The organism is Pseudarthrobacter sp. P1 (assembly GCF_050156935.1).
Classification (GTDB): Bacteria; Actinomycetota; Actinomycetes; order Actinomycetales; family Micrococcaceae; genus Specibacter.
Genome location: NZ_CP189584.1, coordinates 3,871,616 through 3,890,969 on the forward strand (window position 1 = coordinate 3,871,616; position 19,354 = coordinate 3,890,969).

The 19,354-nt window shown below is 68.5% G+C and carries 19 protein-coding genes; 17 read left to right on the forward strand and 2 right to left on the reverse strand.

From position 1 onward, the window contains the following. Complete coding sequence (gene sdhC, locus ACQCSX_RS18190; RefSeq protein ID WP_427016636.1) at nt 1-393, reverse strand: succinate dehydrogenase, cytochrome b556 subunit; 393 nt, start codon at nt 391-393, stop codon at nt 1-3. Nucleotides 394-712: 319 nt separating this feature from the next. On the opposite strand from sdhC, the gene ACQCSX_RS18195 reads away from it, so the two are divergent. From ACQCSX_RS18195 to ACQCSX_RS18260, 14 genes are all read left to right on the forward strand, one after another. Beyond that, entirely contained in the window at nt 713-1,858 is a 1,146-nt protein-coding gene (locus ACQCSX_RS18195) for a mannose-1-phosphate guanylyltransferase (RefSeq protein ID WP_427016637.1), read from the forward strand. 87 nt (nt 1,859-1,945) lie between these two features. Further along, a complete protein-coding gene (locus tag ACQCSX_RS18200; protein ID WP_427016638.1) occupies nt 1,946-3,145 on the forward strand; it encodes an amidohydrolase in 1,200 nt (399 codons plus the stop codon). A 133-nt stretch (nt 3,146-3,278) separates the two neighbouring features. Then, nucleotides 3,279-3,719 (forward strand): MarR family winged helix-turn-helix transcriptional regulator, encoded by a 441-nt coding sequence (locus ACQCSX_RS18205; protein WP_427016639.1) that lies wholly within the window; start codon nt 3,279-3,281, stop codon nt 3,717-3,719. Between the two features lie 89 nt (nt 3,720-3,808). Further along, nucleotides 3,809-4,237 carry an organic hydroperoxide resistance protein gene (locus ACQCSX_RS18210; protein WP_427016640.1) on the forward strand — a complete coding sequence of 143 codons (429 nt, stop codon included), beginning with the start codon at nt 3,809-3,811 and terminating at the stop codon, nt 4,235-4,237. Beyond that, nucleotides 4,234-5,265, forward strand: coding sequence for an NADP-dependent oxidoreductase (locus ACQCSX_RS18215; RefSeq protein ID WP_427016641.1), 1,032 nt, complete (start codon nt 4,234-4,236; stop codon nt 5,263-5,265). The genes ACQCSX_RS18210 and ACQCSX_RS18215 overlap by 4 nt, the downstream gene beginning before the upstream one ends. Before the next feature lie 252 nt (nt 5,266-5,517). Then, nucleotides 5,518-6,621, forward strand: coding sequence for a BMP family lipoprotein (locus tag ACQCSX_RS18220; RefSeq protein ID WP_427016642.1), 1,104 nt, complete (start codon nt 5,518-5,520; stop codon nt 6,619-6,621). 187 nt (nt 6,622-6,808) lie between these two features. Beyond that, nucleotides 6,809-8,404, forward strand: a complete 1,596-nt coding sequence (locus ACQCSX_RS18225) for an ABC transporter ATP-binding protein (protein ID WP_427016643.1) — start codon at nt 6,809-6,811, stop codon at nt 8,402-8,404. Continuing rightward, complete coding sequence (locus ACQCSX_RS18230; protein ID WP_427016644.1) at nt 8,401-9,609, forward strand: ABC transporter permease; 1,209 nt, start codon at nt 8,401-8,403, stop codon at nt 9,607-9,609. The genes ACQCSX_RS18225 and ACQCSX_RS18230 overlap by 4 nt, the downstream gene beginning before the upstream one ends. After that, nucleotides 9,606-10,835 (forward strand): ABC transporter permease, encoded by a 1,230-nt coding sequence (locus ACQCSX_RS18235; protein WP_427016645.1) that lies wholly within the window; start codon nt 9,606-9,608, stop codon nt 10,833-10,835. The genes ACQCSX_RS18230 and ACQCSX_RS18235 overlap by 4 nt, the downstream gene beginning before the upstream one ends. 4 nt (nt 10,836-10,839) lie before the next feature. Then, a complete protein-coding gene (locus ACQCSX_RS18240; RefSeq protein ID WP_427016646.1) occupies nt 10,840-11,226 on the forward strand; it encodes a cytidine deaminase in 387 nt (128 codons plus the stop codon). 9 nt (nt 11,227-11,235) lie between these two features. Next, nucleotides 11,236-12,549 carry a thymidine phosphorylase gene (locus ACQCSX_RS18245; protein ID WP_427016647.1) on the forward strand — a complete coding sequence of 438 codons (1,314 nt, stop codon included), beginning with the start codon at nt 11,236-11,238 and terminating at the stop codon, nt 12,547-12,549. A gap of 197 nt (nt 12,550-12,746) precedes the next feature. Further along, nucleotides 12,747-13,472, forward strand: coding sequence for a DedA family protein (locus ACQCSX_RS18250; RefSeq protein WP_427016648.1), 726 nt, complete (start codon nt 12,747-12,749; stop codon nt 13,470-13,472). A 33-nt stretch (nt 13,473-13,505) separates the two neighbouring features. Next, on the forward strand, nt 13,506-14,654 hold the full coding sequence (locus ACQCSX_RS18255) for an adenosine deaminase (RefSeq protein ID WP_427016649.1): 1,149 nt from the start codon (nt 13,506-13,508) through the stop codon (nt 14,652-14,654). Continuing rightward, nucleotides 14,638-15,453, forward strand: coding sequence for a MazG nucleotide pyrophosphohydrolase domain-containing protein (locus tag ACQCSX_RS18260; RefSeq protein ID WP_427016650.1), 816 nt, complete (start codon nt 14,638-14,640; stop codon nt 15,451-15,453). The genes ACQCSX_RS18255 and ACQCSX_RS18260 overlap by 17 nt, the downstream gene beginning before the upstream one ends. Before the next feature lie 103 nt (nt 15,454-15,556). Here the strand turns inward: ACQCSX_RS18260 and ACQCSX_RS18265 are convergent, their stop codons facing one another. Next, nucleotides 15,557-16,174, reverse strand: a complete 618-nt coding sequence (locus ACQCSX_RS18265) for a PadR family transcriptional regulator (protein WP_427019094.1) — start codon at nt 16,172-16,174, stop codon at nt 15,557-15,559. Nucleotides 16,175-16,531: 357 nt separating this feature from the next. Here ACQCSX_RS18265 and eno point away from each other — a divergent pair, with 357 nt between their 5' ends. The 3 genes from eno (at nt 16,532) to ACQCSX_RS18280 (ending at nt 19,341) form a co-directional block, all read left to right on the forward strand. Continuing rightward, nucleotides 16,532-17,815 carry a phosphopyruvate hydratase gene (eno, locus tag ACQCSX_RS18270; RefSeq protein WP_427016651.1) on the forward strand — a complete coding sequence of 428 codons (1,284 nt, stop codon included), beginning with the start codon at nt 16,532-16,534 and terminating at the stop codon, nt 17,813-17,815. A gap of 104 nt (nt 17,816-17,919) precedes the next feature. Beyond that, nucleotides 17,920-18,669, forward strand: a complete 750-nt coding sequence (locus ACQCSX_RS18275; RefSeq protein ID WP_427016652.1) for an FtsB family cell division protein — start codon at nt 17,920-17,922, stop codon at nt 18,667-18,669. A gap of 54 nt (nt 18,670-18,723) precedes the next feature. After that, entirely contained in the window at nt 18,724-19,341 is a 618-nt protein-coding gene (locus tag ACQCSX_RS18280; protein WP_427016653.1) for a DUF501 domain-containing protein, read from the forward strand. Nucleotides 19,342-19,354: the final 13 nt, after the last annotated feature.

Sequence of the window (19,354 nt, forward strand, 5' to 3'; positions counted from 1 at the left end):
CTAGTGCCCCCCTGTGATTGCAGAAAAGACAATGGAGAGGTGGCGGATCAGGAAGGGCACCATGGTCAGGGCCCAGAGGATCAGGACGCCCCAGAGCATCTGGCGCTGGTACTTGGGACCGCTCTTCCAGAAGTCGACCGCGATGATGCGCAGGCCGTTGAAGGCGTGGAAGACGATGGCCGCCACCAGGCCGGCCTCGCCCAATCCCATGACGGGGTTTTTATATGCCCCAATAACTGCTGTGTACGCCTCGGGGGACACGCGCACCAATGAGGTGTCCAGGACGTGCACCAACAAGAAAAAGAAAATCACTACACCGGTAACTCGGTGTCCCACCCAGGACCACATGCCTTCTCGGCCGCGGTACAGAGTGCCAGCTGGTTTTGTCGGCACTGAATAAACCTTCCTGCATCGTTGTGGCGCTAGCGTGGTTCCACGCAGTGGTTACGGACACAACGAGAGCACTCGTAGCTCAAGCCTAAACTTAGGCTTCGCTCACAGCATATTCAACTTAGGCGCTCCTTTCTCCGTGGGGCGGGTCACATCGGTGCAAATCCGCCCTATATTCCGCTGCATAGAGGGCCTAAAAGTTGGGCGGAAACGCCCGTGCCGGACGGAATGGAGGCCGGCGCCGGCGCCGCTGGTGAGGTGCCCCACGCCGCACGCGGACACAAGGTCCGGCCCGGTGTGTCCATTGGATAGAGTGGAAATGATGAATACTCAAGCAGCAGGATCTGCGCACACTCCCGAGGCCACCCCCCTGGAACGTTTCTACGCGGTCATTCCCGCCGGCGGAGTGGGCACGCGGCTGTGGCCACTGTCCCGGGCGGCCGCCCCCAAATTCCTGCACGATCTGACCAATTCCGGCAGCACACTGTTGCGCGCCACCTACGACCGGCTGGAACCGCTGGCCCATGAGCGCATCCTGATGGTCACCGGTGAGGCCCACAAAGAGGCCGTCTGCCGCCAGCTGCCCGAGGTCAAGGACACCGATCTGGTGCTCGAAAGCGAGCCGAAGGATTCCGCCGCCGCCATTGGCCTGGCCGCCGCCATCCTCTACCAGCGCGACCCGGAGATCATCATGGGCTCCTTTGCCGCCGACCAGGTGATCAGCCCCGACACCGCCTTCCAGGCCGCCGTCCGCGAGGCCATCTACACCGCGGCCACCGGCAAGATCGTCACCATCGGGATCAAGCCCACCCACCCCTCCACCGGGTTCGGCTACATCCGCACGGGCGAGCCGCTGGCCGTCGACGGCGCGCCGAGCGCACACGCCGTCGTCGAATTTGTCGAAAAGCCCAGCCTGGCCGTGGCCGAGGAATACCTGGCCAGCGGCCAATACAACTGGAACGCCGGCATGTTCGTGGCCCCGGTGGCCCTGCTGCTCAAGCACTTCTCGGCCAACGAACCCGAGCTCTACGCCGGTCTGGTGAAGATTGCCCAGGCCTGGGACACCCCGGAGCGCGACGTTGTCATGGCCGCCATCTGGCCGTCGCTGCCCAAGATCGCCATCGACTACGCGGTGGCCGAGCCCGCCGCCGACGCCGGCGATGTGGCAGTCATCCCCGGCACCTTCAGCTGGGACGACGTCGGAGACTTCGCCGCCATCGGCCGGCTGAACAGCGCCAGCGAGGTCGACGACGTCACGGTCCTGGGCGAGGGCGCGCGCGTCTTCACCGAGTCCGCCTCCGGCATCGTGGTCAGCGACACCAAGCGCGTCATCGCCCTGATCGGCATCCAGGACGTTGTCATTGTGGACACCCCGGACGCCCTGCTGGTGACCACCACCGCGCACGCCCAGCGCGTGAAGGCCGCCGTCGACCACCTCAAGGCCAAGGGCGAAACGGACGTACTGTAGCCCCTTTGCGGCAGGCACCGGCATTGGCGGCGTAACCGCGGGCCACCAATACCGGCCCGCGGCCGCTTCCTCGCTAAAGTTTGGTGTGTGCGAAATTACTCACAGGAATCCGAGCCCACCCGCCTGATTGGCCCCTGGCTGGAGCCCTTGCTGGCGGAGATGATCGAGTTCCGCCGGGATCTGCATGCCCATCCGGAGCTGTCGTTCCAGGAGTACCGGACCACCACCAAGATCTACGACCGGCTGGTGGATGCCGGGCTGAAGCCGCGCCGCCTCGAGGGCACGGGCGTCATTGTCGACGTCGGCGATGGTCCGATCGCCACCGCGCTGCGCGGGGACATCGACGCCCTGCCGATCATCGAGGAGACCGGGCTGCCCTACGCCTCGCGCAACCACGGCGTGACGCACGGCTGTGGCCACGACATCCACACGGCGGCCATGATGGGCATCGCCCTGGTGCTGGCAGCGATGCATGAGGATGCGCCGCTGGGCGCCACCATCCGGATCATTTTCCAGCCCGCCGAGGAGACCATGCCCGGCGGCGCGCTGTCCTGCATTGAGCAGGGGGCGTTGGAGGGCGTGCCGCGCATCATGGCCCTGCACTGCGATCCGCGCGTGGAGGTCGGCAAGATCGGCACCCGCATCGGCCCGATCACCAGCGCCTCGGACACCATCCGGATCGAGCTGTCCGGCCGCGGCGGCCACACCTCCCGGCCGCACCTGACCGAGGACCTGGTCTTCGCGCTGGCGCAGATCGCGATCAACGTCCCCGCCGTGCTCTCCCGCCGCGTGGATGTGCGCAGCGGCGTCTCCATGGTTTGGGGCCAGATCAGCGCCGGCTCCGCCCCGAATGCCATTCCGGGCAGCGGCGCCATGGCCGGCACCATGCGCTGCCTGGACCGCGATGCCTGGCACGCCGCCGGCGAACTCCTGGACGATGTGGTCCAGCAGGTGGCAGCGCCCTATGGCGTCGACGTCCATCTCGAGCACATCCGCGGCGTGCCGCCGGTGGTCAACTCCGAGCACGAGACGGCACTGATCGAGGCGGCGGCCCGCGCCGAACTGGGCGACAACGCCGTCGTGCTGGCCCCCCAGTCCATGGGCGGTGAGGACTTCGCCTGGTTCATGCAGGACATCCCCGGTGCGCTGATGCGCCTGGGCACGCATGTGCCCGGCGGGGAGGAATACGACCTGCACCGCGGCGACTACATCGTGGACGAACGTGCCCTGGCCCACGGCATCAAGGTCCTCGGCGCCGCCGCCCTGCGCGCTATCCGCGACGTCTAGCCCAACCCTGAAACCCAACTGGGGCGCTGTAACTGCACGGAATCCGCGGATTCCGTGCAGTTACAGCGCCCCAGTTGGGTTTTCTTTTGGGATGTAAGTTGTGCGCAATCTAATTGTGGGCTACAGTTGATCCATGACTGAACGGCAGGCTCTGAAAAAGCAGGTGTGCTTTGCGCTGTATTCGGCCTCGCGCGCCGCCACGGCGGTGTACCGGCCGCTGCTGGAGCAGCTGGGCGTGACCTATCCGCAGTACCTGGTGCTGATGCTGCTGTGGGAGGGCGACGGCGCCGCCGTCGGCGAGCTGGGGGAGGCCCTGGGCCTTGACTCCGGCACGCTGTCCCCGCTGCTGAAGCGGATGGAGGCCGCCGGGCTCCTGGAGCGCCGCCGCAGCGCGGCCGACGAGCGCCGGGTGGAAATCCACCTGACGGCCGACGGCGCCGCCCTGCGTGCGCGGGCCACCTCCGTGCCGTCGGCGCTGGCCGACGCAGCCGGACTGTCCCCGGACGAGCTGGCCGCATTCAACGCCACCCTGGCCAAGGTCACCGCGGCGCTGCACAGCGCCGCCGGCCACTAGACACGGCGCCGGCACCACATCGTCCCGGCACGCACCACCGTGCCCCGCCGGGTTTCCCAACCACTGTCTGACCAACCAAAGGAAGACTCATGAAGGTTCTCTACACCGCCACGGCCACCGCCACCGGCGACGGCCGCGACGGCACCGCCCGCAGCAGCGACGGCAAGCTGGCCGTCACGCTGGCCTCGCCCACCGAGCTCGGCGGCGACGGCCACGGCACCAACCCGGAGCAGCTCTTCGCCGCCGGCTACGCGGCCTGCTTCCACTCCGCCCTGCGCGTGGTGGCACGCCGCGCCAAGGCCGACGTCTCCGGCTCCACCGTCACGGCCGAGGTTGACCTCGGGGCGAATGCCACCGGCGGCTACGGCATCGGCGTCCGGATGGACATCGCCCTGCCGGCCCTGGACGGCACCGCTGCCGAAGCGCTGATCGAGGCCGCGCACCAGGTGTGCCCGTACTCCAACGCCACGCGCGGCAACATCGACGTCCAGCTCAACCTGGTGGGGGCAGCCGCATGAGCTCCGTTTCCAGCACCCTGCCCACCAGCACCCGCGAGATCCAGCTCGCCTCGCGCCCGCACGGCTGGCCCGTGCCGGAGGACTTCCGGCTGGCCGAATCCACCCTGCCCGAGCTGGCCGAGGGGCAGATCCTGGTCCGCAACGTGGCCATGAGCGTTGACCCGTACATGCGCGGCCGGATGAACGACACAAAGTCCTACAGCGCGCCGTTCGCCCTCGACGCCCCGCTCGACGGCGGTGCCGTGGGCGAGGTCATCGCCTCCCGCAGCCCCGAACGCGTCGTTGGCGACGTCGTCGTGCATTCCCTGGGCTGGCGCGACTACGCCGTGCTGCCGGCCGCGGCGAGCACCAAGGTCGACCCCACGCTGGCCGCACCCACCGCCTTCCTCGGCGCCCTGGGCATGACGGGACTGACGGCGTACGCCGGCCTGACCCAGGTGGCGGCCTTCAAATCCGGGGACACCGTGTTCGTCTCCGGTGCCGCCGGTGCCGTGGGCTCGCTGGTGGGCCAGATCGCCAAGAACCTCGGCGCCGCCCGGGTGATCGGCAGCGCCGGCTCGCCCGAGAAGGTGGAACGGCTGCTGGAGCTCGGCTTCGATGCCGCCTTCAACTACCACGACGGCGCCGCCAAGGACCTGCTCCAGGCGGCGCTGGGGGAGAGCGAGGGCATCGACGTCTACTTCGACAACGTCGGCGGCGAGCAGTTGGAGGCGGCCATTGGGCTGATGAACCGCCACGGCCGGATCGCCATGTGCGGTGCCATCAGCCAGTACAACAGCACCGAGGCCCCGGTCGGACCCCGGAACCTGGCGGCGGCGATCGGCAAGCAGCTGACGCTGCGCGGGTTCCTGGTGGGCTCCTACCAGCAGCTGGCCCCGGAGTTCTCGGCGGCGATGGCCGGCTGGCTGGCCGCGGGGATCATCACCTTCGACGAGACGGTGGTCCACGGGCTGGAAAACGCCCCGGCGGCCTTCATCGACCTGCTGCGCGGGGCCAACACCGGCAAGATGATCCTCACCCTGGGCTGACCGGGCGCGCCGGCCCCGGTCCAGGGGCCGGCGCAACGGGGGCCGGGGCATGGCCAGGTGGCCGCGCCCCGGCCCCCGTTGCGCCGCACTGTGTAACGAATTTCCAACGATAGACCTGTGATGCTAGCAACTGCCTACCAGCGGGTAGCAGCTGCGATGAGGGTGTTTCTATCGTCACGACCCGTCGAGGCATCGTGGCCCTGGCCGGGCCGCTCCTGGCTGCGGGCGTCTAGCTCTGTCTTTGGAGGAACCTTGAAGAACTCTCTGCGCAGCAACGCCAAGCGCGGCGCCACCCTAGGAACCATCGCCCTCGGCGCAACCGCTCTGCTGCTCAGCGGCTGTGGCGCCCCGCCTGCGCCGACGGGTTCGGGCACGGGCACGGCGAGCAGCTACCTCGGCTGCATCGTCTCGGACTCCGGTGGATTCGACGACCAGTCCTTCAACCAGTCCTCCTACGAGGGCCTGAAGAAGACCGTCACGGACCTGGGCATCCAGATGAAGCAGGCCGAGTCCAGCTCCACGGCCGACTTTGAGCCCAACCTGAACCAGATGGCCAATGCCGGCTGCAACCTCACCTTCACCGTGGGCTTCCTGCTCGCCGACGCCACCACCAAGGTGGCCACCGCCGATCCCAAGGCGCACTTCGCCATCATTGACGACAACTCCATCAAGCTGCCCAACGTCAAGCCCGTTGTCTACGACACGGCCCAGGCCGCGTTCATGGCCGGCTATGTGGCCGCGTCGCAGTCCAAGACCGGCAAGGTGGGCACCTTCGGTGGCGTCAACATCCCCACCGTGACCATCTTCATGGACGGTTTTGCCGACGGCGTGGCCTACTTCAACAAGCAGAAGGGCGCTTCCGTCCAGGTGCTGGGCTGGGACAAGGCGAGCCAGCAGGGCGTCTTCACCAACACCTTTGAGGTGGTCCAGGAAGGCACCAAGGCCACCAACAACCTGATCGGCGACGGCGCCGACGTCGTCATGCCGGTGGCCGGTCCGCTGGGCAAGGGAGCTGGCGACGCCGTGCTGGCCGCCAACGCCGCGGGCAAGTCCGTCAAGCTGGTCTGGGTCGACTCCGACGGCTTCCTGACCGCCCCGGCCTACAAGTCGGTCCTGCTGACCTCCGTCATCAAGACCATGGGCGAGGCCGTGGAAACCATCGTCAAGGACGACAAGGCCGGCAAGTTCGATCCCGCCCCCTACATCGGCACCCTGGCGAACGACGGCGTGCAGCTGGCACCGTTCCACGATCTTGACGCCTCCGTCAGCGCCGACACCAAGGCCGAGCTGGACACCATCAAGAAGGACATCATCTCCGGTGCACTGAAGGTCGAATCGGCAGCCAGCCCCAAATAGCGTCGGCGATTGCGCTCTGCGTCGCTGAACCGTGCGCCGCCCCTGCAGCCACACTGCGGGGGCGGCGCATGGCGGTTTAGGGCATATTTGTCCGCCGCACTCTGCTCCCCGGACGATCGTCACGCTAGGCTGACCGCACAGCCAGCATGACGGCGTCCGACACTTTCAAACAAGACGGGTTGATCTCTTGAAACTGGAACTCAAGGGCATCACCAAGAGCTTTGGCGCTCTGGTGGCCAACGACCACATTGACCTGGTGGTTGAATCGGGTGAAATCCATTCCCTGCTCGGCGAAAACGGCGCCGGCAAATCCACCCTGATGAACGTCCTGTACGGCCTCTACCAGCCCACCTCCGGTGAAATCCTCATCGACGGTACACCGCTCAAGCTCAGCGGCCCCTCCGATGCCATGGCCGCCGGCATTGGCATGGTGCACCAGCACTTAATGCTGGTGCCCGTCTTCACCGTGGCCGAGAACGTGGCCCTGGGCGGGGAGGCGGTGAAGTTTGGCGGTGTCCTGGACCTGGAGCAGACCCGGCGGAAGATCCGCGACATCTCCGCCCGCTACGGGTTCCACGTGGATCCGGACGCCCTGGTGGAGGACCTCCCCGTGGGCGTGCAGCAGCGCGTGGAAATCATCAAGGCGCTGGTGCGCAACGCCAAGATCCTGATCCTGGATGAGCCCACCGCCGTGCTCACCCCGCAGGAAACGGACGAGCTCATGGACATCATGGGCCAGCTCAAGGCCGCCGGCACCTCGATCGTGTTCATTTCGCACAAGCTGCGCGAGGTCAAGGCCGTCAGCGACCGCATCACGGTGATCCGCCGCGGCAAGGTGGTGGGCAGTGCGGAACCGTCCGCCTCCACCACCGACTTGGCCGCCATGATGGTGGGCCGCGCGGTCAGCCTGACCTTGGACAAGGCCGACGCCGTCCCCGGCGAGGCCACCTTCAAGGTGGCCAACCTGACGGTTTCCAACGACGCCGGAGCGGCGCTGGTGGACGATCTCACCTTCGCCGTGGCCAAGGGCGAGATCCTCGCCGTGGCCGGTGTGCAGGGCAATGGCCAGACGGAACTGACGGAGGCGGTGCTGGGGCTGCACAAGCATGTGCAGGGCTCCATCACCCTCGAGGGCAAGGAACTGGTGGGTAAGGGCGTGCGCGCCGTGCTCGACGCCGGCGTCGGCTTTGTGCCCGAGGACCGGCAGGTGGACGGCCTGGTGGAGAGCTTCTCCAACGCCGAAAACCTGGTCCTTGACCTGTACGGCACGAAGGAGTTTTCCTGCCGCGGCACCCTGAACCGGGCCGCCATCGCCAGGAACGCCGAGGCCAAGGTGGCCGAATTCGATGTCCGCACCCAGTCCGCGCAGGACCAGGTGGGCACCCTGTCCGGCGGAAACCAGCAAAAGGTGGTGCTGGCCCGCGAGCTCTCCCGGCCGCTGAAGCTCTTCATCGCCTCCCAGCCCACCCGCGGGGTGGACGTGGGGTCCATCGAGTTCCTGCACAAACGCATCGTGGCCGAGCGCGACGCCGGCACCCCCGTCATCATCGTCTCCACCGAACTGGACGAGGTGCTGGAACTGGCGGACCGCATCGCCGTGCTCTACGCGGGGAAGCTGATGGGCATTGTCCCCGGCAAGTCCTCGCGGGAGCTGCTGGGCCTGATGATGGCCGGGCTGAATGCCGACGACGCCGCCGCCCACCTCGCCGCGGCGGATACCCCCGCCGCAGGTGGGACCAGCACAGAGCGGGACCCAAGCACTGAAGAAGGAGAACCCGCATGAGCGGCGTGGATGTCAAGGAGGCGGCCAAGGCGCCCGGGCCCGAGCGGGAGGGCCGGCGGATTGTCCGCGAGATCATGAGCGGCAGCGCTGTGGTCTCGGTGCTCGCCGTCGTGGTTGCCCTGGTCATTGGCGGATTGCTGATCGCCTTCACCGATGTGCGCGTCACCGCGGCGTCGGGGTACTTTTTTGGCCGGCCGGGAGACTTCTTCTCGGCCGCCTGGGAGGCGGTCTCGCAGGCGTACGGCGCCCTGTGGCGGGGCGCCACCTACGATCCCACGGCGCGCAACTGGCTGGGCCAGCTGGGCATCTTCGAGACCCTGACCTTTGCCACGCCGTTGATCCTGTCCGGACTGGCCGTCACCCTGGCGTTCCGGGCGGGGCTGTTCAACATTGGCGCCAAGGGCCAGATCATCATGGGTGCGGTCTTTGCCGGCGCCGTGGGCTTCGGCATGGATCTGCCCCCGGTCATCCACCTGCTGGCTGTCATCATCGCCGGCGCGGTGGGCGGCGCCATTTGGGGCGGCATTGCCGGTGCGCTCAAGGCCAAGACCGGCGCGCACGAGGTCATCGTGACCATCATGCTCAACTACATTGCCGCCTCGCTGGTGCTGTACCTGCTCAAGAACCAGCTCAAGGCCCCGGGCAGCACCAACCCGATCAGCCCGCCCATGCACGATTCCGCGCTGTTCCCGCTGCTGCTTGGCCCGAACTTCCGGCTGCATGCCGGCTTTATCCTGGCGGTACTGGCGGTGCTGGCCGTGGCCTGGCTGCTCAACCGCTCCACGCTGGGCTTTGAGTTCCGTGCCATCGGTGCCAACCCCAGCGCCGCCCAGACCGCCGGCATGCTGGTCTCCCGCGGCTACATCCTGGTCATGCTCATCTCCGGTGCACTCTCCGGACTCGCCGGCGTTGCCCAACTGTCCGGAACCTCAAAGTCGCTTGATGCCGACATTGCCGGGAGCATCGGCTTTGATGCCATCACCGTGGCACTGCTGGGCCGGTCCACCCCCTGGGGGACGTTCTTCGCCGCCCTGCTCTTTGGTGCCTTCAAGGCCGGCGGCACCTCGATGGCCGTCAACGCCAACGTCTCCATCGACATCGTCCTGGTGGTCCAGTCGCTGATCGTGCTGTTCATCGCCGCGCCGCCGCTCATCCGGGCCATGTTCCGGATCAAGACCGCCAAGACTGAAGGAGCACGCGCATGAGCGCCCCAACAGTGGAAAAGGCCATCTCCACGGACCAGCTGGCCGTGCGCAGTTGGCGTGTGCCCATCCTGCTCGGTGTCCTGGCCGCGTTCGCCGTCCTGGTCTTTGGCATCCTGGGCCCCGACGGGCACGCCACGTTCCGCCTCTCCCAGGACAACGACGCCTGGCAGGTGCCCAACCTGGTGCTGCCGGTGAAGGTGTCCGGCTGGATCGCCGCCCTGGCGTACGCGGCCCTTGCCGTGCAGGTGTACCTGCAGACGAAGAACATCGGGCGCCCGGCCAAATGGGTCACCATGGCGTTCACGGTGGTGTTTGTCATTGGCCTGCTGGTGTGGATCATCGGCGGCACCAAAACCCAGAACATCACGGTGGTGGGATTGTTCACCGGCGCCATGCTGATCACCACGCCGCTGGTGTTCGGCTCGCTCTCGGGCGTGCTGGGCGAGCGGGCCGGCGTGGTGAACATTGCCATCGAAGGCCAGCTGCTGGCCGGTGCCTTCACCGCCGCCCTGGTCTCCTCGATGACCAACAACGCCTTCGCCGGACTGCTGGCGGCCGCCGTCGCCGGTGTCCTGGTGGCCGCCCTGCTGGCGGTCTTCAGCATCAAGTACCTGGTCAACCAGATCATCGTGGGCGTGGTGCTCAATGTGCTGGTCTCCGGCCTGACCGGCTTCCTGTTCGAGAAGATCATGAAGACGAAGGTCAACGGGGCCACCATCTACAACCAGCCGGCGCATCTGCCGGACCTGCCCATCCCGCTGCTGGTGCTGGTGGTAGGCATCTGGTACGGACTGTTCCGCACCCGCTGGGGGCTGCGCGTGCGCGCGGTGGGCGAGCACCCCAAGGCCGCCGACACCGTGGGCATCAACGTCAACCGGACCCGGTTCCTGAACGTGCTCGCCGGCGGCGCCGTCGCCGGCATCGGCGGGGCATCCTTCACCCTGGTGGCCGTGAGCAGCTTCAGCAGGGACATGACCGGCGGCCTGGGCTTCATCGCCCTGGCGGCATTGATCTTTGGCCGCTGGAACCCGATCGGCGCGGCCCTGGCGGCCCTGCTGTTCGGTGTCGCCGGCAACCTGCAAAGCATCCTCTCCCTCGCCGGCACCCCGATCGACGGGCAGTTCCTGGCCATGCTGCCGTATGCGCTGACCATTCTGGCCGTCTCCGGCTTTGTCGGGCGGGCCAAGGCCCCGGCCGCCGACGGCGAACCCTACGTGAAGGGCTGACGCCATGGCAGAGGTTGATTGGGAGCTGTTGGCGCGGCACGCGCAGGATGCCATGGGGCGCGCCTACGCACCCTATTCCTCCTTCCCCGTGGGGGCCGCGGCGCTGCTGGACGACGGGCGGATCGTCAGCGGCTGCAATGTGGAGAACGCCAGCTACGGGCTGACCCTGTGCGCCGAGTGCACGATGGTCGGTGCGCTGCAGATGGGCGGCGGCGGCAAGATTGCCGCCTTCTACTGCGTGGACGGCGCCGGCGCGGTGCTGATGCCGTGCGGGCGCTGCCGCCAGCTGCTGTATGAATTCCGCGCGCCGGGCATGGTCCTGATGACCAGCCACGGGGTGCGGACCATGGACGAGGTGCTGCCCGATGCCTTCGGTCCCGAACACTTGTAAGGACAATCCATGAGCGCTCCGGCAGAACAGTTCGACGCCGTGGACATGATCCGCACCAAGCGCGACCACGGCACCTTCAGCCAGGCCCAGATCGACTGGACCATCGACGCCTACACCCGCGGCGCCATTGCGGACGAGCAGATGGCCGCGCTGAACATGGCCATCCTGCTCAACGGCATGACCCGGCAGGAGATCTCCTGGTGGACCTCGGCCATGATCAATTCGGGGGAGCGGATGGACTTCTCGTCCCTGCGCACCCCGGCGGGCGCGGCCATGGCCACCACGGACAAGCACTCCACCGGCGGGGTGGGGGACAAGATCACCCTGCCGCTGGCGCCCCTGGTGGCGGTGTTCGGTGTCGCCGTCCCGCAACTCTCGGGCCGCGGGCTGGGCCACACCGGCGGCACGCTGGACAAGCTGGAGTCCATCCCCGGCTGGCGCGCGGACCTCAGCAATGCCCAGATGATGCGCCAGCTCGGCGAGGTGGGTGCGGTGATATGCGCCGCCGGGTCCTCGCTGGCGCCGGCGGACAAGAAGCTCTACGCCCTGCGCGACGTCACCGGAACCGTGGAGGCGATCCCGCTGATCGCCTCCTCGATCATGAGCAAGAAGATTGCCGAGGGCACGGGGGCCCTGGTGCTGGATGTGAAGGTCGGCTCCGGTGCCTTCATGAAGGATGCGGAACAGGCCCGCGAGCTCGCCCGGACCATGGTCGCGCTGGGCACCGACGCCGGCGTGAACACCGTGGCGCTGCTGACCAACATGGACACCCCGCTGGGGCTCACTGCCGGCAACGCCATCGAGGTGGCGGAATCGGTGGAGGTGCTCGCCGGCGGCGGCCCGGCCGACGTCGTCGAACTCACCGTGGCGCTGGCGCAGGAGATGCTGGCTGCGGCCGGCGTGCACGATGCCGACCCCGCCGCCGCGCTGCGCGACGGCCGGGCGATGGACGTGTGGAAGCGGATGATCTCCGCCCAGGGCGGCGATCCGGAGGCGGCGCTGCCCGTGGCACGGGAATCCGAAACCATCTACGCCCCCGCCGACGGCGTGTTGGTGGGCCTGGATGCGCTGGCCGTGGGCGTGGCCGCCTGGCGGCTGGGGGCCGGCCGGGCCCGCAAGGAGGATGTGGTCCAGGCCGGGGCGGGGGTGCAGATGCATGCCAAGCCCGGCGCCCTGGTCCGCGCGGGGGAGCCGCTGATGACGCTGCTGACGGACACCCCGGAGAAGTTCGCCCGGGCCAAGGAGGCGCTGGAGCATGCCGCCACCATCGCCCCGGAGGGCTCGCGGCCGGCCCAGCGGCTGATCATCGACCGCATCGCCTGAACCGCACGGTCTGGAATCCGGAATGTGACGTCGGCGCCGGCCCCGCTGGGGACCGGCGCCGCCGTCATACCAGGGGTGGACACGGGCCGTCCAATGATCGGCCGCGGGGGTGATGGTGCCGGTGCGGGGCGCATGGGACACTGATATTGACATCGGCCCCAGGAGAGGAATCGTCCCACGTGGACTTCTTTCACATCATGCATCAGCTCAACGAGTTGATCACCCACTCCGCCAATCAGTGGTGGGTTGTTCCGATGGTCACGCTCTTCTGCCTGATCGATGGATTCTTCCTCTTCCTTCCCAGCGAGACGGCCATTGTGGCCCTGTCCGCCATCTCCATCCAGAACGGCCTGCCCAACGTGTGGCTGCTGCTGCTTGGCGGTGCCGTGGGGGCCATCCTCGGCGACAACATCGCCTACTTCATGGGCCGCAAGCTCGGCACCACCCGCTTCAAATGGATGCGGCGCCCCCGTGCCGCGAAGGCCTTCGACTGGGCCAAACACGAGCTGAACAAACGCGGCGCGGTGCTGGTCTTTACGGCCCGTTACATCCCCGTGGGGCGCATCGCGGTGAACTTCACCGCCGGGGCCACCGGGTTCTCCTGGCGCCGGTTCTTTGTGCTGGACTTCATCGCCGCCTTCACCTGGTCGGCCTACGGCGTGGCCATTGGCAGCCTGTCCGGCAGCTTCCACTTCCTGCACGACAACCCGCTGACGGGCATTGGCATTGCCATTGTGTTCGCCATCGTCATGGGTTTCGCGGTGGACCACGCGATGAAATGGCTGCACGGCTGGCTGGACCGCCGGGCCCGCGGCCGCGTCGCACTGGCGGCGCCGGCGGCACTGCCCGTCTCCGCCGGCCTTGCCACCGGCGGGCCGGATGCCAGCGCCGATTCCTCCGCGGGACCCTCCGCGGGGAACTAGCGCCGCTGCGGGTGCGTCCCTAGAGTGGGGGTTGTGACTGAACTTTCCACTGAATCCGCGCCCACGTCCATCGATTTCCGTGCCTTGCCGAAGGTGTCCCTGCACGACCACCTGGACGGCGGCCTGCGCCCGTCCACCATCATTGAACTGGCCGCAGCGGCCGGCCACGAGCTGCCCGCCACCGAGCCGGAGGCGCTGCGCCAGTGGTTCCAGGAGTCGGCCGACTCGGGCTCGCTGGTGCGCTACCTGGAGACCTTCGACCACACCATCGCCGTCATGCAGACCCGCGAGGGACTGGCCCGTGTGGCCCGGGAATTCGTGGAGGACCTGGCCGACGACGGCGTCATCTACGGCGAGGTGCGCTGGGCACCGGAACAGCACCTCACCCAGGGCCTGAGCTTGGATGAGGCCGTCGAGGCCGTCCAGGCGGGCATCGAGGAGGGCATCGCGGCGGTGGAGGAGTCCGGCCGGCACATCCAGGTGGGCCAGCTCATCACGGCCATGCGCCACGCGGACCGCGGCCAGGAGATCGCGGAGTTGGCCGTCCGCCACCGCGACAAGGGTGCCGTCGGCTTCGACATTGCCGGCGCCGAGGACGGCTTCCTGGCCTCCCGCTTCAAGGACGCCTTCACCTACCTGGCCGAGAACAACTTCCCGGCCACCGTCCACGCGGGGGAGGCCGCCGGACTGGAGAGCATCCAGGACGCGCTGGTGCACGGCCGCGCGCTGCGCCTGGGCCACGGCGTGCGCATCGCCGAGGACATTGTGGTCGAGGATGAGGATCAGGACGGCGAGTCGGTGCACATGGTTACCCTCGGCACGCTGGCCTCCTGGGTCCGCGACCGCGCCATCGCGCTGGAGCTCTGCCCGTCCTCCAACCTGCAGACCGGGGCCATCGCCGGCTTTGGCGACACAGTGGAGGACCACCCGTTCGACCTGCTCTACCAGACGGGCTTCCGCGTCACGGTGAACACCGACAACCGGCTGATGAGCGGCGTGACGCTCTCCGGCGAGTTCGAGTTGCTGGCAGACACCTTCGGCTACGACCTGGAGGACTTCCTGGAACTGACGCTGAACGCCGTCGAGGCCGCTTTCATCCCGCTCGAGGCCCGCGAGGCCCTGGCGGACTACATCGCGGACGTGTACGGGGACTTCCTCGAGGGCGATGAGCCCGAGGCCTAGTCCGGCCGCCGCGGCCCCGGGGGCAGCCACCCCCGGGGCCGCGGTGGACCGTCTGGTCCAGGTGGTGGCGGCGCTGCGCGAGCACTGCGCGTGGACCGCGGCGTTGACCCACGAATCCCTGCTGGCCTACCTGATCGAGGAGGCCTACGAACTCACCGAGGTGGTGGAGGACGGGGCCGGAGCCCCCGACGCCGGCGAACTCAAGGGCGAGCTGGCGGACATCCTGTACCAGGTGCTGCTGCATGCCCGGCTGCAGGAGGAGGCCGGCACTTTCGCACTGGCTGATGTGGCGGAGCACCTGCGGGCCAAACTCATCCGCCGCAACTCCCACGTTTTCCGCCCCGACGGCACGCTGCGGGAGAGTTTTCCGGAGAGCATCGCGGAAATCGAGCGCAGCTACGCCGCCGCCAAATCCGCCGAACGGGGCGTCCCCGCAGCGGACGCCGCGCTGGCGGACACCCGGGCGTCCGTTTTTGGTACGCTGCCGGCCGCCATGCCCGCGCTGGCGCTGGCCGCCAAGACCCTGGAACGGGCCGGACTGGCCGGACTGGACGATGGATTCGGCGCCGCTGGAACTGCCGCCCTTGCGACAGGCACCGGCGCTGCCGGCCCTGCCATCGCCGGCACGGCCACGGGCACCGCCGGCGCTGCTGGCGTTCCGGTCGGTAGGACGCCGCAAACCGAGGCCGAGCTCGGCGAGCTGCTGTTCGCCGTCGTCCGCTCCGCCCGGGCCCACGGGCTCGACGCCGAGCGCGCCCTGCGCACCGCCGTCCGCCAATTCCACACCGGGGACGGCTGACCGGGTTTCCCGGGCGGGGAAACGATTGCGACGCCGGTTCCCGTCCAGGACGGCGCCACGGTTGCATCCTGAACGGGAAACGGCGTCCCCGGGGACCGGGCACCTACTCCGAGAGCAGCTTGTAGATGGTGCGGCGGGCCTCGTCCAGGGCCGCCGTGGCCGTGCGGAGCTGGTCCTCGGTGCCGTCGGCGCTGATCTGGTGCACGGCGCCCATCAGCTTGCCGATGCTGGCTCGCAGGTCCGCGCCGGCGCCGGCCTCCTGGCTCACACCCGCCCAGACCTGGGCCATTTCCTCCGGATGCGTGGCCACGTACTCGCGGCCGGCGTCGGTGAGGCCAAACTCGGTCCGCCGGCCCTCGCCGGAGGCCTCGATCAGCCCATCGGCCTGCAGGGCGGCCAGCGCCGGGTAGATCGAGCCCGGGCTGGGCCGCCAGGCGCCGTCGGTGTGGATGGCGATGGCCTTGATCAGCCCGTAGCCGTTGTAGGAATGCTGGGCCAGCAGGGACAGGATGGCGCTGCGGACATTGCCCTTGCGGACGCGGCCCGCCGGGCCAAAGATGCCGAAGCCGGGGCCAAATCCCGGGCCGAAGCCGCCGCCGAAACCGGGACCGAAGCCTTGGCCGAAGCCGCCGCCGAAACCGCGGGAGCCACGGCCGCGGCCATGCGCAGCGCGCGGCCCCTCGTCGCCGGGGCCGTCAAAGGATCCCTCGCCGCCGGGCATCCGGGGGTCGTGGTGCCGGCGCCCGGCCGGACCGTCCGGACCGCGTCCGCGGGAGCGGGAGGTTGGATCAAAGGTGTTCATGGTGGTTCCTTCTTCGGGGAATTCGGGTGGCGATTGCCGGGTGCCGATCGGCGGGAAGAGGTGGGCGGAACTCTCACGCCGGCGCGATCCCCTGGGGTCGGTGACCCACTCGCGCTTTACTATCGCGATATGTCAACGATATATCGCTATCTTTCGGAGCGTCAATACCCCCGGGCGGAAAGTCGCAAAAGCGGCCCTGCAGCGCCGACCCGCTAGTCTTAAGGGGACAGCGAGGTCACCCTTCATCCGCTAGACAGCTCAGATTAGGAGCCATTCGTGGCCATTATTGACGCCATTCACGCACGTGAAATCCTTGATTCCCGCGGCAACCCGACGGTTGAGGTCGAGGTCGGACTCAGCGACGGTTCCGTTGGCCGTGCAGCAGTACCCTCCGGCGCCTCCACGGGTGCCTTTGAAGCAGTGGAGCGCCGCGACGGCGAGAAGGACCGCTACCAGGGCAAGGGTGTCCTGCAGGCCGTCGACGCCGTCATCGACACCATCGCCCCGGCCCTGATCGGCTTCGAGGCCACGGACCAGCGCCTGATCGACGCCACCATGCTCGAGCTCGACGGCACCGCCAACAAGTCCGTGCTGGGCGCCAACGCCATCCTGGGCGTCTCCCTGGCCGTGGCCAGCGCCGCCGCCACCTCGGCCGACCTGCCGCTGTACCGCTACCTCGGCGGCCCCAACGCCCACGTGCTGCCCGTGCCGCTGATGAACATCCTCAACGGTGGCTCCCACGCCGACTCCGACGTCGACATCCAGGAATTCATGGTTGTTCCGCTCGGTGCCTCCACCTTCTCCGAGGGCCTGCGCTGGGGCGTTGAGGTCTACCACAACCTCAAGTCCGTCCTGCAGGAAAAGGGCCTCTCCACCGGCCTGGGCGACGAGGGCGGCTTCGCCCCGAACCTGCCCTCCAACCGCGCGGCACTGGACCTCATCACCGAGGCCATCAAGCGCGCCGGCTACACCCCGGGCAAGGACATCGCCCTGGCCCTGGACGTTGCCTCCTCCGAGTTCTACAAGGACGGTGCCTACCAGTTCGAGGGCAAGGCCCTCTCCGCCGCCGAGATGAGCGCCTACTACGCCGAGCTCGTTGCCGACTACCCGCTGGTCTCCATCGAGGACCCGCTGGACGAGGACGACTGGGAAGGCTGGAAGACCCTCACCGACGCCATCGGCGACAAGGTCCAGCTCGTGGGCGATGACCTCTTCGTCACCAACCCGGAGCGCCTGCAGCGCGGCATCGACGCCAAGACGGCCAACTCGCTGCTGGTGAAGGTCAACCAGATCGGCTCGCTGACCGAGACCCTGGACGCCGTGTCCATGGCCCAGCGCGCCGGCTACACCACCATCACCTCGCACCGCTCCGGCGAGACCGAGGACACCACCATCGCGGACATCTGCGTGGCCACCAACGCCGGCCAGATCAAGACCGGTGCCCCGGCCCGCTCCGAGCGCGTGGCCAAGTACAACCAGCTGCTGCGCATCGAGGAAGAGCTCGACGACGCCGCACGCTACGCCGGTTTGAGCGCCTTCCCGCGTTTCACCGCCAAGTAAGCGCCACCGACTGGCTAAGGTGAAAGGTACACCTTAGCCAGTCACCGGTACGGCCCCCGCCCTCCCGGGCGGGGAGCCGCACCAGCGCACCACCCAGGAGAACCATGGCCACCCGCCGCCCCAGGATGCCCCGGGCACAGCAAGCCGCCGGGACGGAAGAGGGCCACGCCGGAACGGCCCCGGCGCAGCCTGACGCAAGCATCGCCGCCCCCGGTGCCCGTGGCCGCACCCCCAAGCCCGACGCTGGCAATCCACCCGCCGGCAATCCACCCGCCGGCAATCCCGACGCCGCAGCCGCCCGGCGCGCGGCTGCCCGGACCGCCGGCGCCACGGGCACCAGGACCTCTCCGGGCACGACCGCCCGCACCCGCTTCGGCTGGGCCAGGAACGCCGCCAAGGGCGCCGGTGGGCATGGCTCCGTCGAGTCCGGCCCGGTTCCGGTCCCCGCACGGGCGTTCTCCGGACGCCTGCTGGCCCTCGCCGTCGTGCTGGTGACCATCACCGTCCTGCTCGCGCCGGCCGTGCACACGTTTCTGCAGCAGCGGGCGGAAATTTCGGCCCTGAAGGCGGACATTGCGGCCCGCGAGAAGGTGCAGTCCGATCTCACCACCCAGCTGGGCCGCTGGGATGATCCGGCCTATGTCAAGCAGCAGGCCCGCGAACGGGTCAACATGATGATGCCGGGGGAGACCGGCTACTGGGTCTACGACGGCTCGGGCGGATCGGCCACGCCGGAGAACTCCGAGCCCACGGACGGGGCGGCCGGGACCGGGGCCGGCCAAAGCCCGGGCGGCACCAGCCTGCCGTGGGTGGACGGGCTCTGGGAATCCATCAAACGGTCCGCCGCACCCTAAGAACCCGCAGTGACAGAAGACCACGAAGAATTGACACCAGAAGGAAGGACGCCGGTGAGCACATCAGCATCCCCAGCAACACCGGGCCGCGAGCCCTCCCAACATGACCTGGACACCCTCAGCCGCCAGTTGAACCGCCCGGTCCGCGATGTGGTGGAAATCCCCGCCCGCTGCGTCTGCGGCAACCCGCTGGTGGCCGCCACGGCTCCGCGGCTGAGCAACGGGATCCCGTTCCCCACCACGTACTACCTGACGCACCCGGTCATCACCGCCGCCGTCTCCCGGCTCGAGGCGGCCGGGATGATGAACGAGATGACCGAGAGGCTGGGCACCGACGATGCCCTCGCCGCCGCCTACGCCGGCGCCCACGAGGCCTACCTGCGGGCCCGCCGCGAGATCGGCGAGCGTGCCGGCACCGGTCCCGTGCCGGAGATCGACGGCATCTCCGCCGGCGGCATGCCCACGCGCGTGAAGTGCCTGCATGTGCTGGTGGGCCATGCCCTGGCCGCCGGCCCCGGCGTCAACCCGCTGGGCGACGAGGCCATCGAGGCCATCGGCGAGTGGTGGACGCGGGAGCGCTGCTACTGCGCAGGTGCCTGGGATGACACGGCTCCGGTTCCGGACAAGGACCTCAGCCGGCACGTCAAGCACCTGAACCAGACCCAGTCCTGATCGAACCGGCCCC